Source organism: Streptomyces sp. NRRL S-337, from assembly GCF_000720175.1.
In the GTDB taxonomy this organism is placed as follows: Bacteria; Actinomycetota; Actinomycetes; order Streptomycetales; family Streptomycetaceae; genus Streptomyces; species Streptomyces siderophoricus.
In genome coordinates, this window is record NZ_JOIX01000005.1 from 1 (window position 1) to 20,070 (window position 20,070).

The window sequence follows — 20,070 nt, forward strand, 5'->3', positions numbered from 1 at the left end:
CCCCCGAACCCACCCCCCGCCCCCTCCCCCGAAGGGGGAGAGGGGGAGGGGGCGGGGGAGGCCGCGGAGCGCCGCTTATCGGCCTTGAGCCCGCCGCCTGCCCGGGCTTCCGAGCCCGCCGCCTGCCTGGGCCCCGAGCCCGCCGCCTGCCGGGCCCCGAGTCCGCCGCCGCTCGTTGAGCTGCCTCGCCTCGTTGAGCTGCCTCGCCCTCGTTCGGCCGCCTCACGTTCGTCCAGTCGCTTCGCCGCTCGTCCGGCCCACTTGCTGCTCCTGCGTCCCTGTCGTTGCTCCTGCTCGTAGCCCCAAAACCCGTCCACCGCCCCGGCATTGTCAGTGGCTCGTGCGAGCATGACGGTGCGTTGGGAAACGGCCGGGACGACGTAGCGGTACGAGCCGTGGGCAGGGCACGAGTGCGGCGGGAGGGGGGAGAGCTGATGAGGCGAGGACGAGGGGCGGTCGGCCGCCGTACGTGGCGAGCCGGCGCCGACCCCGTGGAGCGGTCAAGCCTCGACCCCACGGGGCAGCCGTGCCTCGACCCCACGGGGTGGCCGTGCCTCGACCCCACCGTGTGGCCGTGTGCCGGCCCCGCGAGGCAGTCAGGCGCCGGCCTCAAGGAGCCGGTGCGTTTCGGCCGGGGCGGGCGATCAGCCTTCCATCGGGGGGATTTCGCCGGAGCCGCGGGGGATCAGGCGGGTCGGGATCTCCGTGCGGTGCGGCGGTTCGGTGATGCCGTCGAGGCGGCGGAAGAGCAGCCCGGCGGCCGTGCGGCCCATCAGGGCCGGGTCCTGGGCGACGACCGTGACCGCCGGCCGTACGAGATCGGCGAGTTCGAAGTCGTCGAAGCCGACGAGCGCGACCGGCCGCGGCGCTGCGCCGAGGACCCGCACGGCGGTGACGGTGACGCGGTTGTTGCCCGCGAAGAGCGCGGTGACCGGCTCCGGCGCGTCCAGCATGGCCGCGGCGGCGGAGCGTACCCGCTCGGGCGCGGTGGAGCCCAGCGACACCCAGGAGTCGTCAACGGGCAGCCCCGCGGCGGCCATTGCGCTGCGATAGCCGCGCAGCCGCTCCCGCGCGGTGTGGATCCGCGGCTGGTCGCCGATGAAGCCGATCCGGCGGTGGCCGTGCGCGATGAGGTGGGCCACCGCGTCCCGTGCGCCGCCGAAGTTGTCGCAGAGCACCGCATCCGCGTCGATCCGGCCCGCCGGGCGGTCGACGAACACGGTCGCTATCCCCGCCGTGATCTCCGGCTCCAGATAGCGGTGGTCGTCCCCGGCCGGGATGATGACCAGCCCGTCCACCCGCCGGGCGCACAGCGCCAGCACCAACTCCTGTTCGCGCGCCGGGTCCTCGGCGCTGGAGCCGTTGATCAGCAGCGCGCCGTGACTGCGGGCGACCTCTTCCACGGCGCGGCTGAGCGGGCCGTAGAAGGGGTCGGCGAGGTCCTCCAGGACGAGTCCGATGCTGGCCGTGCGGCCCTTGCGCAGGATCCGCGCCGAGTCGTTGCGGCGGAATCCCAGGGCCGTGATGGCTTCCTGGACGCGGCGTTCGGTGTCCGGGGTGACCCCCGCCTCGCCGTTGACCACGCGGGAGACCGTCTTGAGGCCGACCCCGGCGCGCGCCGCGACATCCTTCATCGTGGGACGGGTGCCATAGCGGCGGGACGTGCCCCGCGCGGTGTCGGTCACGGTCTGCGGTCCTGTTTCTCTCGGCGCCTGGGTGTGGCGTCGAGCATAGCCTCTAGACAACGTTGTCAAACGAGGGAAGACTGGCGTTCTCAACGCCGGGCCGGCAGCCCCGGCCCCCGGGCCCACCAGGAGATTCCACACCGATGCAGACGGACCTCAGCGCAGCGCTGGACATTGGCGGCACGAAGATCGCCGGCGCTCTGGTGGACGCCCGCGGCAGACTGCTCGTACGGGCCGCCCGGCCCACCCCGGCCGACCAGGACGGGGCGACGGTGATGCGTGCGGTGGCCGAGGTGGTCGGCGAGCTGTCCGCGGCCCCTGACTGGGGCCGGGTGGCGACGGTCGGCATCGGCAGCGCCGGCCCGGTGAACGCCCGGGCCGGCACGGTCAGCCCGGTCAACATCCCCGGCTGGCGCGACTTCCCGCTCGTCGCCGGCGTACGGGCGCTCGTCGGCGGCCGTCCGGTCGTGCTGGTCGGCGACGGCGTCGCGATGACCGCGGCCGAACACTGGCAGGGCGCCGCGCGCGGTCACGCCAACGCGCTGTGCATGGTGGTCTCCACGGGAGTCGGCGGCGGCCTGGTCCTCAACGGGCAGCTGCACCCCGGCCCCACGGGCAACGCCGGCCACATCGGCCACATCAGCGTCGACCTCGACGGCGACCCCTGCCCCTGCGGCGGCCGGGGCTGTGTCGAGCGCATCGCCAGCGGCCCGAACATCGCCCGCCGTGCCCTGGCCAACGGCTGGCGTCCGGGCCCCGACGGGGACACCAGCGCAGCCGCCGTCGCCGCGTCCGCACGGGCGGGTGACGAGGTCGCCCTACGCTCCTTCGAGCGAGCCGCGCAGGCGCTGGCCGCCGGGATCGCCGCCACCGCCACGCTCGTAGAGATCGACATCGCGGTCATCGGCGGGGGAGTCGCGGGCGCCGGAGACATCCTGTTCACCCCGCTACGCTCGGCCCTGCGGGAGTACGCGACGCTGTCGTTCGTCGCCGGCCTGACCGTCGTACCTGCCCAAATGGGCACCGACGCCGGGGTGGTGGGCGCCGCCGCTGCCGCCGCGCAACAGTCCCGTCTCGATGCCTTCGCCGCCGCACCCTGACGCCACCACAGGCCCCCGCGCGCCCCTTAGTCTGGTGCCGACCGCGCCGGACGACGACGTGCCGGCGGCCGTGCGCCGGCACGCGTGAGGTGCCCGGCGTACGGAACGGACCTGGGTACCGAGGGGAATTGGCGACGGTGACATCGGGGGAGCGTGAGCAGCGCGGGCCGGACGAGGTACCGGGGGCGGGCGGGGCACAGGGCACGGAGGGGGCGAACGTCCCCGGGGAGCCAGGCGGAGCCCCGCCGCAGGGCACGGGTGACGGACCGGCCGGTGCGGCACCGGACAGCCCGGCCGGCGGCGCGCCGGGTGCGCCCCGCGCCGCCGAGGCGAGCGGTCCCCGGCGCGGCACCGACGACGATCTGACCGGACGGCTGCTCGGCGGCCGCTACCGCGTCACGGACCGGATCGGCCGCGGCGGTATGGGAGTGGTCTGCCGGGCCGTGGACGAGGTGCTGGGCCGCGAGGTCGCGGTCAAGGTGCTGCGCGCCTATACGGACGCCTCCGCACCGGAGCTCGCCGATCTGCGCACCCGTATGCAGCGCGAGGCGCGCGCCGCGGCCCGGATCCGGCATTCCGGTGTGGTCACGGTCCACGACGTCATCGACGAGGGCGGCCGGCCGGTCATCGTCATGGAGCTGGTGGACGGCCCGTCGCTGGACGACGCCCTGGCGGAGCGCGGCCCGCTCGACCCGCGGGAGATCGCCCGGATCGGCGCCCAGGTGATGGACGCGTTGGACGCCGCCCACCAGGTCGGCGTGCTGCACCGCGATGTGAAGCCGGGGAATGTGCTGCTCGACCGCACCGGCCGGGTGGTGCTCACCGACTTCGGCATCGCCAGCATCGAGGCCCCGGGCGACGGCGCGACCACGAACCTCACCCGCAGCGGCGAACTCGTCGGCTCCCTCGACTACTTGCCCCCGGAGCGGGCGCAGGGCCAGGACCCCACCCCGGCCTGCGACATCTGGTCGCTGGGCATGACGCTGTACGCGGCGGTCGAGGGCGGCGGCGCGCCGTTCCGCCGTACGTCGGTGTGGTCCACGCTCACCGCGATCGTGACCGAGGCGCTGCCCGAACCGCGCCGGGCCGGCCCGCTGACGCCCGTGCTGCACGCGCTGATGGCCAAGAACCCGGCCGACCGGCCGTCCGCCGCGGAGGCCCGGAGCATGCTGCGGGCGGTGGCCGAGGGACGGGACCCCGCGCCCGCCCCGGCGCCCGGCGCACCGCATCTGCCCACCGCGACCGATCTGCGGCCGCTCACCCCGCCGGTCCCGCCCCAGGAACTCCCACTGCCGCCGCAGCCCCAGGGGCACCACCACTCCCCGTCCCAGGTCCCGGGCCCCACCCAGGCGCACCCCCGACCCCACACCCCGGCTCCGTCCCCGGCCGCCGCCCAGCAGCCCGGCTTTTCCTACCCGACCCACGGTGCGGCCGCCGGCCCGCCCGCTGTGGTGGCCGGTCCGTCCGTGGGTGGCACGGGCACCCACCCGCACCCGGCGAACCCCGGCGAGCGGGACACCGAGCGGCTGCCCGCGCGGCGCCGCCGTCGGGTGGCGCTGGCCGTGGCGGCGGTGCTGGCCGTGCTCGCCGCCGGTGGCGGGGTGACGTACGCGCTGGTCGGCGGCGGTCCGAGCGATGCGGTCGCGGACCACGGCCGGCAGTCGCCGGATCCGGCCTCGACGCCCAGCGGGCCGGGCGCACCGGGCACGGCCACCGGCAAGGACGACGCCCAGGGCAAGGACCGGGGGAAGACGCAGGACGCGGGGGCGGACGGCGGGGCGGGCGCGTCGGCGTCCGCGTCGGGCCGGCCCACGGACGGTGCGACGTCCAAGGGCAAGGACACCAAGCCCGGCGGAACGGGCGGGAGTTCGGGCGGTGACGGGAGCGGCGGAGCGGCCGGCGGCCAGGACGGCAGCGGTGGCGGCAGCGGCTCGGGCGGGACGCACGGCGATGACTCCGGGAGCGGTGGCACCGCAGGCAGCGGCGACCCGACCCCGGCGCCGACGTCCTGTGTGTCCATCGGCGGCGGCAGGACCAACTGCGACGTCTGGCGCACCGCGAGTTCCTACACCGCGTCGTTCCAGCAGGTCGGCACGGTGAACATGGGCACCAACTACTTCTACTGCCAGGCGAACCTGGGCCGCCGTGAGACCTACGGGAAGTGGACGAACGTCTGGTGGGCCAAGACGGACGACGACAGCGGCAACGCGGGGGTCTACATCAGCGTCGTCTACCTCAAGGGCGGGGCGAACGACCAGCCCGTCCCCGGGCTGCCGGTCTGCTGACGGCCGTTCGCGCAGCGCGGAGGGCGGGCGGGGCCCGGTGGCGGAGCCCGGGAACCCGCCCGCCGTGAGCGCCGGTCCGGCACTCAACTGACCTATCAGCAGCTGAACTTGGCGTCCGCCCAGTCGGCGTGGTCGTAGTCGATGCCGTCCCCGCCGTCGGTGACGACGAGGCGGACGGTCTCGGCCCCGGCGACCGCGGCGGACAGCGTCCGGGCGGCGTCGGTGCCGGTCACCGTCCCGCTCGCGGCGACCCGTTCGCCGTCCGCCCAGACCTCGAAGCCGGCCGAACCCCGGTCACCGACCTCGTCGTCGATCCCGACCCGGGCGCTGAACGCGGAGCACCTCCGGCCGGTGTAGAAGGTGACGTCGCTGGCCGCATGGACGCCCAGGCCCTTGGTGAAGCCGGTGCCGCCGATCCGGAGCGGGCCGCCGTCCCCGGCCGCGCTCTCCCCGACACTGGTGTTCCTCTCGACCGGGCCCCAGCCGTTGGCGGCGGTCAGCCAGGGCAGTTCGGCGGCGTACGCGGTCCCGGCGGGCGGCGGCACCACGAGGTGGGCGGTGCCGGGCAGGGTGGTGGTGACCCGTTCGCCGCGCGGTGAGCGGTAGTCGGCGGTCAGCGGCAGGTCGTACGCGCCGGGGGCGGCGCCGGCCGGTGCGGCGATCCGCCAGGTGGTGGTGAGGGCCCGGCCGCCGGGCAGCGCTCGGACGGTGGCGGGGGAGACGGCCGTGGCGTGCCAGCCCTGCGGGGCCTTGAGCGTCACCGTGAGGTTCCGGGCGGGGGTGCCGCCCAGGTTGCGGACGGTGGAGCGGATGTCCGTGGACGCTCCGGCCTCGACCAGGGGCGCGCGGTCGGTGCCGGTCTCGACGGCCGGCGGATAGGTCGCCCAGTCCTTGTCGGCGGCGACCCGGTAGACGGTGGTGCCGTGCGCGGGGACGGTGGCGGCGATGGCACCCGTGGTGTGGGTGTCGCGGTGCTGCCACAGGTCACGCAGCCGGTAGCCGGCGGCCTGGGGGAGGCCGAGGGCCCGGGCGGTGGTGGCGATCCGCTGCGGCCGGTCGGTCTCGTTGAAGAGCGCCACCGCCCGCTCGCCGCCCGCGAGTTGCTTGACCAGGGTCCAGCGGCCGGACTCGGACGCCAGCACGGTGGCCTGCTTGCCCAGGGCGTCCTGGTCGAGCGCGATGACGTCCTTGTTGGCCAGGATCTCGAACGTCTCCGGGCCGGCCTTGCGCAGATCGGAGCCGATCAGCAGCGGCGCGGCCATCATCGACCAGAGGGAGAAGTGGCTGCGGTACTCGGTGTCCGTCATCCCGCCGTTGCCGACCTCCAGCATGTCCGGGTCGTTCCAGTGTCCCGGGCCGGCGTACGGCGCCAGCGGCAGGTTCTGCCGGGCGATCGCCAGCATGCTCGACCAGGAGTCACTGATGTCGCCGGTCGTGCGCCACAGATGTCCTACGTCCGACGCCCACTCCCAGGGCTTGTTCTCGCCCCATTCGCAGATGCTGTAGACGATGGGCCGTCCGGTGGCCCGCAGCGCGTCCCGCATCGCGCGGTACCGCTGCTGGGCGTCCACGCCCTGGTTATTGCAGTTGTCGTACTTGAGGTAGTCCACACCCCAGTCGGCGAACTGCTGGGCGTCGGACTTCTCGTGACCGAGGCCGCCGGGGAATCCGGCGGAATTGCAGGTCTTGGTGCCGGCGCTGGTATAGATGCCGAACTTCAGGCCCTTGGAGTGGACATAGTCGGCGACCGCCTTGATGCCGTGCGGGAATCGGCGGGGGTCCGGTACGAGCTTGCCGTTGGTGTCGCGCGTGGGCAGCGCCCAGCAATCGTCGAGATTGACGTACTGATATCCCGCGTCCTTGAGTCCCTTGGCGAGGAAGAGGTCGGCGATGCCCTTGACCATGTCCTCGGTGAACTCGGCGCGGCAGTGCGTGGAGTTCCAGTTGTTGAAGCCCATCGGGGGCGTCTTGGCGAGCCCGTCGGGGAGCCGCGGCGCGGGGTGCGCGGGGGCGGCCGGTGCCGCGCCGGGGTTGCCCGGGGTACGGGCCGCGGCGGGCGGCGCGGTCGCGCCCGCCGCACAGAGCAGGGCGAGGGACAGCGCTCCGACGATTCGTCGGTGACCCGTCCGGCGGATGGAGCGGATAGGAACGCGCATGGTTCGCGTCCTCCGTCTTCGCGAGAGGTGGGGTGAGGTCGGGTACCTGCCACTGGCGAGTGCTTACGGTAGAGCTTGTTGGAGTCTGTTGGAAGAGGAGCGGTAACGGTTGATGCTCTGCCTGCCAAAACCCTTGACGCACCCAGCAGTTCAGAGTGAGATCCCATCACTCGCGTTCGTTTCTGTTTGGTTCCACCCCTGAGGAGGGGGCCATGGCCCAGTCACCGTTCAGCGGTTCGGATGCGTACGGGGAAGTGGCAGGACGTCGGATGTCCCGCCGGACGCTGCTGAGGGGCGCCGCGCTCGGCGCCGGGGCGGTGGCCCTGCCGGCCCTGCTCACCGCCTGCGACAGCGGCCCCAGCGGAATCACGATGGGCTCCAACGCCTCGGACGCCGTACCGAAGAAGGCCTTCGCCGCGGCCTTCGCGGCGTACGAGAAGAAGTCCAAGAAGACGGTGAAGATCAACACCGTCAATCACGAGAACTTCCAGGAGAACATCAACCGGTATCTCCAGGGGAGCCCGGACGACGTCTTCATGTGGTTCGCCGGGAACCGCATGCAGTACTTCGCGCAGAAGGGTCTGCTCTTTGACATCAGCGATCTGTGGCGGCACTTCGACGGATTCACCGACGCGCTGAAGAAGCAGTCGACGGGACGGGACGGCAAGCAGTATCTCGTGCCGTACTACTACTATCCCTGGGCCGTCTTCCACCGTAAGAGCATTTTCCGGGAAAGGGGTTACGAGATACCCCGGACCTTCGACGAGTACCGGGCGCTCGCCAAGAAGATGCAGAAGGACGGGCTGGTGCCGTTCGCCTTCGGCGACAAGGACGGCTGGCCGGCGATGGGCACCTTCGACTACCTCAACATGCGCGCGAACGGCTACGACTTCCACCTCGCGCTGATGGACGGCCAGAAATCCTGGAACAGCCCCCAGGTCAAGCAGGTCTTCGACCTCTGGCGCGGGCTCATGCCCTACCACCAGAAAGGCGCCAACGGCCGCACCTGGCAGGAGGCCGCACAGACGCTCGCGCAGAAGAAGGCCGGCATGACCGTCCTCGGACTTCCCCACCCCGGGCAGCAGTTCAGCGCCGCCGACCGCCCGGACCTGGATTTCTTCCCCTTTCCGGAAATCGACCCGGCGCACGGCCAGGACGCGGTCGAGGCACCGATCGACGGATTCCTGATGTCGCGCAAGGCCAAGGACCCGGACGGCGCCAGAGACCTGCTGAAGTTCCTCGCCACCCCGGAGGCGGAGAACACCTACCTCACGTACGACCCCAACAACATCGCGGTCAACAGCGGCGCGGATACCACCGCGTACACCGCACTGCAGAAGAAGGCCGTGCACCTCGTCGCCGGCGCCAAGCAGATCTCGCAGTTCATGGACCGCGACACCCGGCCCGATTTTGCCTCGACCGTGATGATCCAGGCGATCCAGCAGTTCCTCAACAATCCGGATGACATCGACGGCCTGGTCAACGACATCGAACGCCAGAAGAAGCAGATCTTCGCCACCGGATGAGCCCGGGTCATCGACGTGAGCGACCTACCGCGAGAAATGACGGGGAGCGAACCGCCGTGGTGAAAACCAGTGCCCGGCGCGCCGGAAGACCGTGGCCGCGGCGGCACACCCGCCGCGACCTCGTCGTCCTCGGCGCCCTACTGGGCCTGCCGATCCTGCTCGATCTCGCCCTGATCTGGGGCCCGACGCTGGCCTCCGTCGGACTGTCCTTCACCACCTGGGACGGTATCGGCGACCTCAAATGGGCCGGGCTGCAAAACTACCGGAACCTGTTCACCGACTATCCGCCGTTCTGGCCCGCGGTCCGCCACAATCTGCTGTGGCTGGCATTCCTCGGCCTGCTCGCCGCCCCCTTCGGGCTGCTGCTCGCCGTCCTCATCGACCGCGGCGTCCGCTTCAGCCGCTTCTACCAGTCCACCCTCTACATGCCGGTGGTGCTGTCGCTCGCCGTCGTCGGCTTCATCGCCCAGCTGATCCTCTCCCGGGACCAGGGCGCGCTCAACGCCGTACTCGGCGGGAAGAATCCCACCGACTGGCTGGGAGACCCCGGCCTCAACATCTGGATGGTGCTGCTGGCGGCCTGCTGGCGGCACACCGGATACGTCATGATTCTCTATCTCGCCGGCCTGAAATCCGTCGACCCCCACCTCAAAGAGGCCGCCGCCATCGACGGCGCGAACGAACGGCAGGCATTCTTCCGGGTCGTACTGCCCACCCTGCGGCCGGTGAACGTCATCGTCGGCGTCATCACCGTCATCGAATCGCTGCGCGCGTTCGACATCGTCTACGCCGTCAACAAGGGCCGCAACGGCCTGGAACTGCTGTCCGTACTCGTCACCGACAACATCATCGGGGAGGCCGGCCGGATCGGCTTCGGCTCCGCCATCGCCGTCGTCCTGCTCCTCGTGTCGCTCGGATTCATCGTGACCTATCTCGTCCAGGAACTCCGAGGGGAGCACCAGCGATGACCGTATCGACCGCCCCGCTTCCGGTGCCGACGCGTACCGGACCGGCCCGCCGCGGCCGGTTCGGCGTGCACCTCTTCCTCACCGCCGTTTCGCTGGCCTTCCTCACCCCGCTGCTGCTGGCCGTCTACGCCTCCCTGCGGCCCTACGAAGAGACCGCGCAATACGGCTATTTCTCCCTCCCGCGCCATCTTTCCTTCGCTTATTACCGCCAGGCATTCGTCGACTCCGGAATGAGCAAGTATTTCCTGAACTCACTCGTCATCGCCGTCCCCGGAGTCCTGCTCACCCTCTTCCTCGCCTCGTTCGTGGCGTTCGCCGTCTCCCGGCTCCGGATCCGCGGCGGTACCGCCCTGCTGATGGTTTTCACCGCCGGGAACCTGCTGCCCCAGCAAGTGCTCGTCACCCCGCTCTACGTACTCTTCAACAAGATCCCGCTGCCGTACTGGATGTCCGATTCGATGACGCTCTACGACTCCCTCTGGGCCGTCATCGCCGTGCAGATCGCCTTCCAGCTCGGATTCTGCGTCTTCGTCCTGGCGAACTTCATGCGCACCCTGCCACGGGAAATCCTCGAAGCCGCGATCGTCGACGGCGCCGGCGTCTGGACGCAGTACCGGCGTGTCACCCTCCCGCTGTGCCGGCCCGCGCTCGCCGCACTCGGCACCCTGCAATTCACCTGGATGTACAACGACTTCCTGTGGGGCCTGGTCTTCCTTTCGGACGGCGACAAACTGCCGGTCACCTCCGCCCTCAATAACCTGCGCGGCCAGTTCTTCACGGACTACAACCTGCTCGCCGCGGGCTCCGTCCTCGTCGCCCTCCCCACCGTCCTGGTCTTCCTCCTCCTGCAACGGCATTTCATCGCCGGCCTGACCCTCGGGGCGGGCAAGGGCTGACACGCCGTGCGCGCCGCCGGAGCCGGGCACGATGCGCCCCCGTCATATGCGGATTCCGGCGGTTCCGCGCAGGTACGCGCACCGGGTGTGCGGGTGAGGGTTTCGGTGCTGGAGGGGCTGGGGAGCGCTTGTTTGCCGGGGCCTCCCCGGCCGGACCGGCGGTCGAACAGGCAGCGTTCCCGGCCGTGCGCGCGGCCCGTGACCCCGAGCGTTTCCGTGGCAGGGTGTTGCGGGCAACTCACCTGGGTCTAGGGAAGAGGGGAAACCGTGATCGTCTGGCTGAACGGCACGTTCGGTGCGGGCAAGACCACTGCGGCTCATGAACTGCTCGACCTGCTTCCCGGAAGCACGCTCTACGACCCCGAACTCCTCGGCAACGGGCTGCGGCTGATGCTGCCGGCCAAGCGCTTCGAGGAGGTCGACGACTACCAGGACCTGCCGTCCTGGCGGCGCATGGTGGTCGACACCGCGGCGGCGCTGCTCACCGAGGTCCCCGGCCCGCTGGTCACCCCCATGACGCTGCTGCGGCAGGAATACCGCGATGAGATCTTCGGGGCCCTCGCCGCCCGCCGGATACCCGTCCGGCACGTTCTCCTCCATGCGGAGGAAACGATCCTGCGCGCGCGGATAGCGCACCGGGAGGAAACGCCCGGAGACGACGCCGTCAATGCGTCCGTACGCCGCTGGTGCCTGGCGCACCTCGGCCCGTACGCCGATGCGCTGCCCTGGCTGACGACCGACGCCCATGTCGTCGACACCACCCGCCTGACGCCCCGGCAGACCGCCGAACGCGTCGCCGAGGCGCTCCGCACCGGCGCCGGCGCCTGCGACATCGTGCAGACCCCCGAACCGACCGCCGAGACCCTCGCCGCCGGCGTCCTGCTCTTCGACGACCAGGACCGGGTGCTGCTGGTCGACCCCACCTACAAGGCGGGCTGGGAATTCCCCGGCGGCATCGTGGAACGCGGCGAGGCCCCCACCCGCGCCGGCGTCCGGGAGGTCGCCGAGGAACTCGGCATCGAACTCCCGTGCGCGCCACGCCTGTTGGTGCTCGACTGGGAGGCGCCCCGCCCGCCCGGCTACGGCGGCCTGCGGCTGCTCTACGACGGCGGCACGCTGAGCGACGACCGGATCAGCAAACTGCTGCTGCCCGGCGCGGAACTGCGCGCATGGCGCTTCGTCACCGAGGCCGAGGCGGAGACGATGCTGCCCCCGGTCCGCTGGAACCGCCTCCGCTGGGCCCTGCGCGCCCGAGAACAGGGGTGCCCGCTCCACTTGGAGGCGGGCGTTCCCGTTTGATCCGGAGCTGCGGCGGCGCGGTTGCTGCTGGGATCCCGTAGGGGCGGGTCGAACAGATCCCGTAAGGGTTACGAGCGCCCCTTGCAGGGCCTCAACTCAACGAGCGGGAGAGGTATTCCCGCCACCCATGACCCGACGTACACCCAGCATGACGACGCCCACCCCCACCGGCCTCAAACCCCCCACCAACGGGAGGGGACAGACCGGAGGACGAAGTCTGTAGGGCTGTCACCGCGCCCAAAAACACCACGCCCGCCGCAGGCGCAACGGCGAACAAGCCCCGCGGCGGGACGGCCAGGTACGTGGGGGCGCCGCAAAGCGCAACGGCGAGCAAGCACCGCGGGGGGACAGTCACCTACGTGCGCGGCGCCGCAAAGCGCGCAACGGCGAGCAACCCCCGCGGCGGGACAGCCAGCTACGTGGGAGGCTCAGCCAAGCGCCGCGTACCGCCGGAGGAACAGCGCCTCCGCCAAGGAGAGCCGCTCCAGTTCCTCCGGCGACACGCTTTCGTTCACCGCGTGGATCTGCGCCTCCGGCTCGCTCAGCCCGATGAGGAGGATCTCCGCGTCGGGGTAGAGACCGGCCAGGGTGTTGCACAGCGGGATGGAGCCACCCATACCCGACGTTTGCATCTCCGCGCCGTCGTAGGCCTCCCGCAGCGCCGCCGCCATCGAGGCGTACGCCGGGCTGCTGGTGTCCGCGCGGAACGGCTGCCCCTGGCCGACCTGCTCCACCGCCACCCGTGCGCCCCACGGCGCGGCCTTCTCCAGATGCGCCGCCAGCAGCTCCGTGGCCGCCGCCGCGTCCGTGCCCGGCGGGACCCGCAGGCTCACCAGGGCCCGCGCCCCGGCCTGCACGGACGGGGTGGCGCCGACCACCGGCGGGCAGTCGATGCCCAGCACCGTGACGGCCGGGCGGGCCCAGATCCGGTCCGCGACCGACCCGTTGCCGATCAGTTCGACGCCGTCCAGGACCTTGGCGTCCCGGCGGAACTCCTCCTCCGGATACTGCAGGCCCTCCCACGTCGCGTCGCCGGTCAGCCCGTTCACCGTCGTCGAACCGTCCTCGGCGCGCAGCGAGTCCAGGATCCGGATCAGCGCCGCCAGCGCGTCCGGGGCCGCACCGCCGAACTGGCCGGAGTGCAGATTGCCCTCCAGGGTGTCGACCTGGACGCGCACCAGGGTCATCCCGCGCAGCGTCGCGGTCACCGTCGGCAGCCCGACCCGGAAGTTCCCCGTGTCACCGATGACGACGGCGTCCGCGGCCAGCAGCTCCGGGTGCGCCTCGGCGTACCGCTCCAGCCCGCCGGTGCCCTGCTCCTCGGAACCCTCCACGATCACCTTGACGTTGACCGGGACCCCGCCGTGCTCCTTCAGCGCGCGCAGCGCCGTCAGATGCATGATCAGCCCGCCCTTGCAGTCCGCGGCGCCGCGGCCGTACCAGCGGCCGTCCCGTTCGGTCAGCTCGAACGGCGGCGAGACCCAGGCGGCCTCGTCCAGCGGCGGCTGCACGTCGTAGTGGGCGTAGAGCAGGACGGTCTTCGCGCCCTCGGGGCCGGGCAGGTAGCCGTAGACGGATTGGGTGCCGTCCGGGGTGTCGAGCAGCGCCACGTCCTGGAAACCGTCCGCCCGCAGCGCCGCGGCGATCCACTCGGCGGCCGCCTCGCACTCGCTCGGGGGGAACTGGGCCGGATCGGCCACCGACTTGAAGGCCACGAGCTCCGCCAGTTCGGTCCTGGCACGGGGCTGCAGCGCGGCGACGGTCTGCGCGAGCGGGCTGGCGGACATGAACGCTCCTTGTGGGCGCGGCGTGTGGGGGACCGGCCGCCCGGCCTCGTGAGCCGGCCGGGCCGGACGCAGGGCACGGCTTCCCGTAGGGGCCCTGCGGGTGTGCATTCCACCGATCTTCCCACAGGCCCCGTGCGCAACAGCGGCCCGTAGGATGCGAGGGCGGTACGCAGCCAGGCATCGAACGGGAGCAGAAGCACAGGTGAGCAGCGAGCGGGCAGCCGAGGGCAACCAGCAGGTGTGGGATGTCGTGGTGGTGGGGGCGGGGCCGGCGGGCGCCTCGGCCGCACACGCCGCGGCCTGTACGGGGCGCCGGGTGCTCCTCCTGGAGAAGGCCGAGCTGCCGCGCTACAAAACCTGCGGCGGCGGCATCATCGGCCCCTCCCGCGACTCCCTCCCGCCCGGCTTCGACCTGCCGCTGCGCGATCGCGTGCACGCCGTGACCTTCTCGCTGAACGGCCGGCTGAGCCGCACCCGCCGCTCCAAGCACATGCTCTTCGGGCTGATCAACCGCCCCGAATTCGACGCCCGGCTGGTCGAGTCGGCCAAGGACGCCGGTGCCACGGTCCGTACGGGCGTCACGGTCTCCCGGGTCGAGCAGCACGGCGCCGAGGTCCCGGACCGCCGCACGGTCGCGGTGGTGCTGGGCGACGGGGAGGTGGTGCTGGCGCGCGCCGTAGTCGGCGCGGACGGCAGCGCCGGCCGGATAGGAGCGCACGTCGGGGTCAAGCTCGACCAGGTCGACCTCGGGCTGGAGGCGGAGATTCCGGTGCCCGAGCCGGTCGCCGAGGACTGGGCGGGCCGGGTGCTCATCGACTGGGGTCCGCTGCCCGGCAGCTACGGCTGGGTCTTCCCCAAGGGCGACACGCTCACCGTCGGCGTCATCTCGGCGCGCGGCGAGGGCGCGGCGACCAAGCGGTACCTGGAGGACTTCATCGGCCGGCTGGGCCTGGCGGGCTTCGAGCCGAGCATCTCCTCGGGCCATCTGACCCGCTGCCGCGCCGAGGACTCGCCGCTCTCCCGCGGCCGGGTGCTGGTGTGCGGCGACGCGGCCGGGCTGCTGGAGCCGTGGACCCGGGAGGGCATCTCGTTCGCCCTGCGGTCCGGGCGGCTCGCGGGGGAGTGGGCGGTCCGGGTCGCGGAGGCCCACGACGCGGTCGACGCCCGTCGCCAGGCGCTCAATTACGCCTTCGCGATCAAGGCGGGCCTCGGCGTGGAGATGGGCGTGGGCCGGCGCATGCTCCAGGTCTTCTCCCGCCGCCCCGGCCTGATGCACGCCGCGGTCACCGGCTTCCGCCCGGCCTGGCACGCGTTCGCGAAGATCACCCGCGGGACGACCACCCTCGCCGAGATGATCCGCACGAACGGCGTGGCCCGCCGCGCGCTGGAGGCGCTGGACCGGGGGTGAGGGCGGGCCGGGGAGCCGTTCCGAGTGGGTGTCGCGGAGGGCCGGGGGCCGGGGAGCGTGTCGAGCGGGTGTCCCGGGGCCCGGGTGTGGTGCCGGGGTGCCCCAAGGGGCCCGGGCTCCGCTCCGCTTCAGGCTTCGGTGATGTGGAAGACGGGGTGGCGGGGTGCCGCGGCGCGGAGTTCCTCGTCGGTGGAGGCGGCGGTGACCTCGCCGAAGTACGCCTTCACCTCCCAGCCCCAGCGTTCGAGGTAGGCGCGCAGCAACTCCGGGGTCTCGGCGGGCGCCAACTCGACCGCGGTGAACGGGCGGACCCGCCGGCCGACCCGTAGTTCACCGCCGCCCGCCGCGCGGAGATTGCGCACCCATTCGGAGTTGCCGCGGGCCGAGACGAGATAACGGCCGTCCCCGTACGTCATGGGGTTGACCGGGACGCGGCGCCATTCGCCGCTCTTACGGCCCCGGACCGCCAGGTCCGCCGAGCCGGCGAGGCTGATGCCGCGGCGCGCGAGCCAGCCGATGACCCCGTTGAGACGGGCGGCGAAGCGGCTGGGCTTGAGGTAGCGGGACATGGGGTGGGCTCCTCGGGCTCGGGGGACTCTGGTCGTGCGGAGGCGCATGGTGGCCGTGTGAGCCGCATGGGTCACATGGGCCGCATGGGCCGCATGGGCGGCGTGATGCCACCCGGGGGACGCTGATCTGATTCGAGAGCACTGCTCTCGCTCGTGAACAGTGTGCACACGATCGGTGCGCCAAAGCAAGAGCACTGCTCTCGTTTTCGTGCAGGGCTCTCATTTTTGTGCGGCGCTCCGAAGCTGGCACACTGCTCACATGACTGCGATCCGAGGAGCCAGGGAACGGGCCCGTAGCGAAATCACCGAGGCCATCAAGGCGGAGGCACGTGCTCAGCTCGCCGCCGAGGGCGCCGCGAAGCTCTCCCTGCGGGCCGTCGCCCGCGAACTGGGCATGGCCTCCTCCGCGCTCTACCGCTACTTCCCCAGCCGCGACGACCTGCTCACCGCGCTGATCGTCGACGCCTACAACGCGATCGGTGAGGCCGCGGAGCGGGCCCGGGACCACCGCGGTGCCGCGACCGTGAGCCCCGTGGACCGCTGGACCGCGATCTGTACGGGCGTTCGCGCGTGGGCGCTGGCCCATCCGCACGAGTACGCGCTGATCTACGGATCACCCGTTCCCGGCTACCGTGCCCCGCGCACCACCACGGAACCCGCCGCCCGCGTCGGTCTGGCGCTGATCGGCGTGGTCCGCGAGGCCCATGCCGCCGGTGCCCTGAAGGAACCCGCCGAACCGCTGCCCGATCCGGTGGTGGCCGACGCCCTGGCGCTCGGTGCCGAGCACGGCGTCGAGCTGCCCGGCGCGGTACTAACCCGGCTGGTCGGGGCATGGGCCCAGCTCTTCGGACTGCTGAGCTTCGAGCTGTTCGGCCAGTTCCAGAACGTCATCGAGGCCCGTACGGAGTTCTTCGAGCAGGCCGTCCTCCAACTGGCCCGCAGCGTCGGCCTGACCACCCCGCGCTGAGCCGGACGCCCGCGGCCCGACCCGGCCCACCGATGCCCGCTCACCGCACCGCAGCCCGGTTGTAAAGCTGCGGTCGCACCGCGGCTCGCAATACCGCGGCTCGTCGTATCGCGTCTCCTCGTACCGCTGCGTGCGCACGGTGGCTCGCCCTACCGCTGCGGTCGTGCCGCGGCGTCGGCCGTTCCTTCGCCGCGGTCGTGCAGCCGCGTCGGTCGTTCCGCCGCGCCGCTCGCCGGCCGGTCGTACTCCCGCGGGAGTACGACCGGGCACTGCGTCCGGCCGACGCCGCCGCGCCCCGCAGCGGTCTAGCGTTGCGGCATGGAGAACGCACGGCCGCCGTGGGCGCGGCGCTGCCTCGGCCCGGCGTGGGAGCGGTGGCTGTCGGCCCCGCCCACGACCGGGCCCGACCGTCCGGCCGCCCGGCTGCCCTGGCTGTCGACGCTGGCGGTGACCGTCTTCGTGACGGTCGGCTCCGGCTTCGCCGCGCACCAGCAGCCGGACCGCGCCCCGCTGGACGCACTGGGACGCGCGCTCCTGGTCGTCGGCGCGGCCCTGTTGCTGTTCCGGCATCGCGCCCCGCGCACCGTCGCGCTCGGCACGGCCGCGACCACCGCGGCCTACCTCGCCGCCGGCTACCCCTACGGGCCGGTCTTCCTCACGCTCGCCCTCGGTGCCTTCGCCGCGCTCGTCGCCGGACACCGCGCGGTCGCCTGGTGCGCGCTGGGCGGGGTGTGGGCCACCCATCTCCTCGTCACCCATTGGCTCCACCGCTGGCTGCCGCCCCCGCACGACGGCCCCGCCCCCTGGAGCGACGAACTCTTCGTCACCGCCTGGGTGGTGGCCGTGGTGGCCCTCTCCGAACTGGTCCGCGTACGCCGCGAGCAGCTCGCCAGGGCCCGGGCCGAGCGGGCCGCCGCGGAACGCCGCCGGGCCGACGAGGAGCGGCTGCGGATCGCCCGCGAGCTGCACGACGTGCTCGCCCACAGCATCTCCGTCATCAACGTCCAGGCGGGGGTCGGCCTCGCGCTGCTGGACCAGGATCCGGAGCAGGCGCGTACCGCACTGACCACCATCAAGGCGGCGAGCAAGGAAGCGCTCGGCGAGGTCCGCCAGGTCCTCGACACCCTGCGCACCCGGGGTGCCGCGCCGCGCTCCCCGGCCCCCGGGCTGGACCGGCTGCCCGAACTCACCGAACAGGCCCGGCGCGCCGGCCTCGCCGTGGCCGTCACCACCGAGGGCACCCCGCGCCCGCTGCCGCCCGGCACCGGCCTCGCCGCCTTCCGCATCGTCCAGGAGGCGCTCACCAACACCGTCCGGCATTCCGGTTCCCGCACCGCCCGGCTACGGCTCCGCTACGCGCCCGCGGAACTGGACATCCGGGTCGACGACGACGGCCCGGCGAGCTCCACGACGGGCGAGCCGGCCGGCGGTGGCAACGGGCTGGTCGGGATGCGGGAGCGGGCCGCGGCACTCGGCGGCACCGTCGAGGCCGGCCCGCGCCGGGACGGCGGCTTCCGCGTCCGGGCCCGCATCCCCCTGACCGCTGCCGCGGCCGAGGACGCGCCCGATACCGTCACCTCGGCCCCACCCCCTGCCCCTGCCCCTGATCCGGAGTCGGCCCCCGCCACCGAGGAGGAGTCGTGATCCGCGTACTGCTCGCCGACGATCAGCTGCTGGTCCGGGCAGGCTTCAAGGTGCTGCTGGACGCCCAGCCCGGCATCGAGGTGGTCGCGGAGGCCGACGACGGGCAGCAGGCGCTGGCCGCGGTCCGCGCACACCGCCCGGACGTCGTCCTGATGGACATCCGCATGCCGGTGCTCGACGGGCTGGCCGCCACCCGGCGGATCACCGAGGACCCGCAACTGGCCGACGTCAGGGTCGTCATGCTGACCACCTTCGAGCTGGACGAGTACGTCTTCGAGGCCATCCGCGCGGGCGCCTCCGGCTTTCTGGTCAAGGACACCGAACCGGACGAACTGCTGCGGGCCGTGCGTGCCGTCGTGGCCGGTGACGCACTGCTCTCGCCCGGGGTCACCCGACGGCTGATCGCGGAGTTCGCGGCCCGCTCCAAGGAACCGGCCGCCGCCGACGCGCTGACCGCCCTGACGGAGCGGGAACGCGAGGTGATGGCGCTGGTCGGCATCGGCCTCTCCAACCAGGAGATCGCCCGCCGCCTGGTCGTCAGCCCGCTGACCGCCAAGACCCACGTCAGCCGCACCATGGTCAAACTGGGCGCCCGCGACCGCGCCCAACTCGTCGTGCTGGCCTACGAGTCCGGGCTGGTACGGCCCGGCTGGCTGGGCTGACCGGGCCGCCACACGACGTCCCGGACGCTCGCTCGCCCGCCGGACGCGACGTAGGGCCGGCGCAACACCCGCACCACTTGGACGACGAACAGCACACCGCCGACCACGGCGCTGACCGTGAGCCACGGCCCCTTCCATCCGCCGGGCAGGCCGGCCCACAGCACCGCACTGCCCAGCACCAGGAACCCGGCGACCCCCAGAAACCCGCCGCTGACCAGCGCGAACATGATCTCGACGGTGATCGCGTCACGCTCGGCGCGGCTACGGGCGGGCGACATGACGTCCCGCTCTCCTCTCAGGCATACCGTCCCGCTCCCTTCTCAGATGCCCCCCTTCTCACGCCACAGCTCGGCCAGGGCCTGCTCGCCCGTGACCGTGAGGGCGTCCCACGGCAGGCGGTTCCACAGGGCGAGGTACAGCTCTTCGGCCGGGCCCTCGATCGTGCAGTCGACGGGCTTGACGTCGGCCGCCGGCTGGTCCACCGGGCTGCCCGGGGCCGGGGCCGCGGTCGTACGTATCGCGCGCGGCGGGGCGTCGGAGAGGTGGACGGTCCAGTCGGCGCCGGGCACGTCCGTCGCGCGCACCCGGACGGTCCGAGGGATGTCGGTGCGCAGCTTGCTGCGCTCGAGGGAGTGCAGGCCCGTGAGGAGTTCGTCGACTCCGTCGGCGGCGAAGGCGGACGGCAGGGGGGTGAGGGAGGCGGCTGCCGCTTGCTGGGCGTCGACGCGGTGCACCGATGTCTCGTGGGCCTGCCGGCGGGCCCAGAACGCCAGCGGGGAGTCCGTCGGCAGGATCGTCCAGGCCGTCAGGTCCCGCGGGGCGCCGTGCAGCGCCAGGACGAGCTGGTGGTGGCCCTCGCGGAGCCAGGGCACGAGTTCGTCGTCGGTCAGATCGGGAGCCTCCGCGGGCCGGATGGGCTGCTGCAGCCCCTGCGCCACGATCTCCGTCGCCCAGCGGTGGACCCGGCCCACATGGACGACCAGGTCCCGTATCCGCCACTCGGGGCAGGCCGGAATGGCCGCGTCCGGGCCGGCTTCCTGGGCGGCGTCGGCGAGCAGACCGCCGTCCAGACGCAGCGTTTCGACGAACTCAGTGATCTCCATGCCCACGAGTGTGCC

The 20,070-nt window shown here is 72.5% G+C and carries 16 protein-coding genes; 10 read left to right on the top strand and 6 right to left on the bottom strand.

Going from position 1 to position 20,070, the window contains the following annotated elements; genetic code table 11:
• Positions 1–644: 644 nt before the first annotated feature.
• Entirely contained in the window at positions 645–1,685 is a 1,041-nt protein-coding gene (locus IG62_RS0106110) for a LacI family DNA-binding transcriptional regulator (RefSeq protein ID WP_030798449.1), read from the bottom strand.
• Positions 1,686–1,828: 143 nt separating this feature from the next.
• On the opposite strand from IG62_RS0106110, the gene IG62_RS0106115 reads away from it, so the two are divergent.
• Complete coding sequence (locus IG62_RS0106115) at positions 1,829–2,785, top strand: ROK family protein (protein WP_030798451.1); 957 nt, start codon at positions 1,829–1,831, stop codon at positions 2,783–2,785.
• A 137-nt stretch (positions 2,786–2,922) separates the two neighbouring features.
• Positions 2,923–5,070 carry a protein kinase domain-containing protein gene (locus IG62_RS0106120; RefSeq protein ID WP_420711050.1) on the top strand — a complete coding sequence of 716 codons (2,148 nt, stop codon included), beginning with the start codon at positions 2,923–2,925 and terminating at the stop codon, positions 5,068–5,070.
• Between the two features lie 95 nt (positions 5,071–5,165).
• On the opposite strand, the gene IG62_RS0106125 is transcribed toward IG62_RS0106120, so the two are convergent.
• Complete coding sequence (locus IG62_RS0106125; RefSeq protein WP_199812424.1) at positions 5,166–7,226, bottom strand: NPCBM/NEW2 domain-containing protein; 2,061 nt, start codon at positions 7,224–7,226, stop codon at positions 5,166–5,168.
• 269 nt (positions 7,227–7,495) lie between these two features.
• Between IG62_RS0106125 and IG62_RS0106130 the strand changes: the two genes are divergently transcribed.
• From IG62_RS0106130 to IG62_RS0106145, 4 genes are all read left to right on the top strand, one after another.
• On the top strand, positions 7,496–8,752 hold the full coding sequence (locus IG62_RS0106130; RefSeq protein WP_030798454.1) for an ABC transporter substrate-binding protein: 1,257 nt from the start codon (positions 7,496–7,498) through the stop codon (positions 8,750–8,752).
• Positions 8,753–8,808: 56 nt separating this feature from the next.
• Complete coding sequence (locus tag IG62_RS0106135) at positions 8,809–9,720, top strand: carbohydrate ABC transporter permease (protein ID WP_030798455.1); 912 nt, start codon at positions 8,809–8,811, stop codon at positions 9,718–9,720.
• Entirely contained in the window at positions 9,717–10,616 is a 900-nt protein-coding gene (locus IG62_RS0106140) for a carbohydrate ABC transporter permease (RefSeq protein ID WP_030798456.1), read from the top strand. The genes IG62_RS0106135 and IG62_RS0106140 overlap by 4 nt, the downstream gene beginning before the upstream one ends.
• Before the next feature lie 267 nt (positions 10,617–10,883).
• A complete protein-coding gene (locus tag IG62_RS0106145; protein WP_030798457.1) occupies positions 10,884–11,915 on the top strand; it encodes an NUDIX hydrolase in 1,032 nt (343 codons plus the stop codon).
• Between the two features lie 428 nt (positions 11,916–12,343).
• Here the strand turns inward: IG62_RS0106145 and IG62_RS0106150 are convergent, their stop codons facing one another.
• Positions 12,344–13,702: a dipeptidase gene (locus IG62_RS0106150; protein ID WP_030798458.1), complete on the bottom strand. Its 1,359-nt coding sequence runs from the start codon at positions 13,700–13,702 to the stop codon at positions 12,344–12,346.
• Between the two features lie 202 nt (positions 13,703–13,904).
• Here IG62_RS0106150 and IG62_RS0106155 point away from each other — a divergent pair, with 202 nt between their 5' ends.
• Positions 13,905–15,110 (top strand): geranylgeranyl reductase family protein, encoded by a 1,206-nt coding sequence (locus tag IG62_RS0106155; protein ID WP_030798459.1) that lies wholly within the window; start codon positions 13,905–13,907, stop codon positions 15,108–15,110.
• A 128-nt stretch (positions 15,111–15,238) separates the two neighbouring features.
• On the opposite strand, the gene IG62_RS0106160 is transcribed toward IG62_RS0106155, so the two are convergent.
• Positions 15,239–15,679, bottom strand: a complete 441-nt coding sequence (locus IG62_RS0106160; protein WP_030798461.1) for a nitroreductase family deazaflavin-dependent oxidoreductase — start codon at positions 15,677–15,679, stop codon at positions 15,239–15,241.
• A 259-nt stretch (positions 15,680–15,938) separates the two neighbouring features.
• On the opposite strand from IG62_RS0106160, the gene IG62_RS0106165 reads away from it, so the two are divergent.
• The 3 genes from IG62_RS0106165 to IG62_RS0106175 all read left to right on the top strand — a co-directional run bounded on the left by IG62_RS0106165 (position 15,939) and on the right by IG62_RS0106175 (position 18,952).
• Positions 15,939–16,646: a TetR/AcrR family transcriptional regulator gene (locus IG62_RS0106165; protein WP_030798464.1), complete on the top strand. Its 708-nt coding sequence runs from the start codon at positions 15,939–15,941 to the stop codon at positions 16,644–16,646.
• A 318-nt stretch (positions 16,647–16,964) separates the two neighbouring features.
• Positions 16,965–18,290 carry a sensor histidine kinase gene (locus tag IG62_RS0106170; protein WP_051797687.1) on the top strand — a complete coding sequence of 442 codons (1,326 nt, stop codon included), beginning with the start codon at positions 16,965–16,967 and terminating at the stop codon, positions 18,288–18,290.
• Positions 18,287–18,952 carry a response regulator transcription factor gene (locus IG62_RS0106175; protein ID WP_030798467.1) on the top strand — a complete coding sequence of 222 codons (666 nt, stop codon included), beginning with the start codon at positions 18,287–18,289 and terminating at the stop codon, positions 18,950–18,952. The genes IG62_RS0106170 and IG62_RS0106175 overlap by 4 nt, the downstream gene beginning before the upstream one ends.
• Here the strand turns inward: IG62_RS0106175 and IG62_RS46110 are convergent.
• Positions 18,913–19,230, bottom strand: a complete 318-nt coding sequence (locus IG62_RS46110) for a DUF6332 family protein (RefSeq protein WP_030798468.1) — start codon at positions 19,228–19,230, stop codon at positions 18,913–18,915. The genes IG62_RS0106175 and IG62_RS46110 overlap by 40 nt on opposite strands.
• A gap of 42 nt (positions 19,231–19,272) precedes the next feature.
• A complete protein-coding gene (locus IG62_RS0106185) occupies positions 19,273–20,055 on the bottom strand; it encodes a maleylpyruvate isomerase family mycothiol-dependent enzyme (protein WP_030798469.1) in 783 nt (260 codons plus the stop codon).
• Positions 20,056–20,070: the final 15 nt, after the last annotated feature.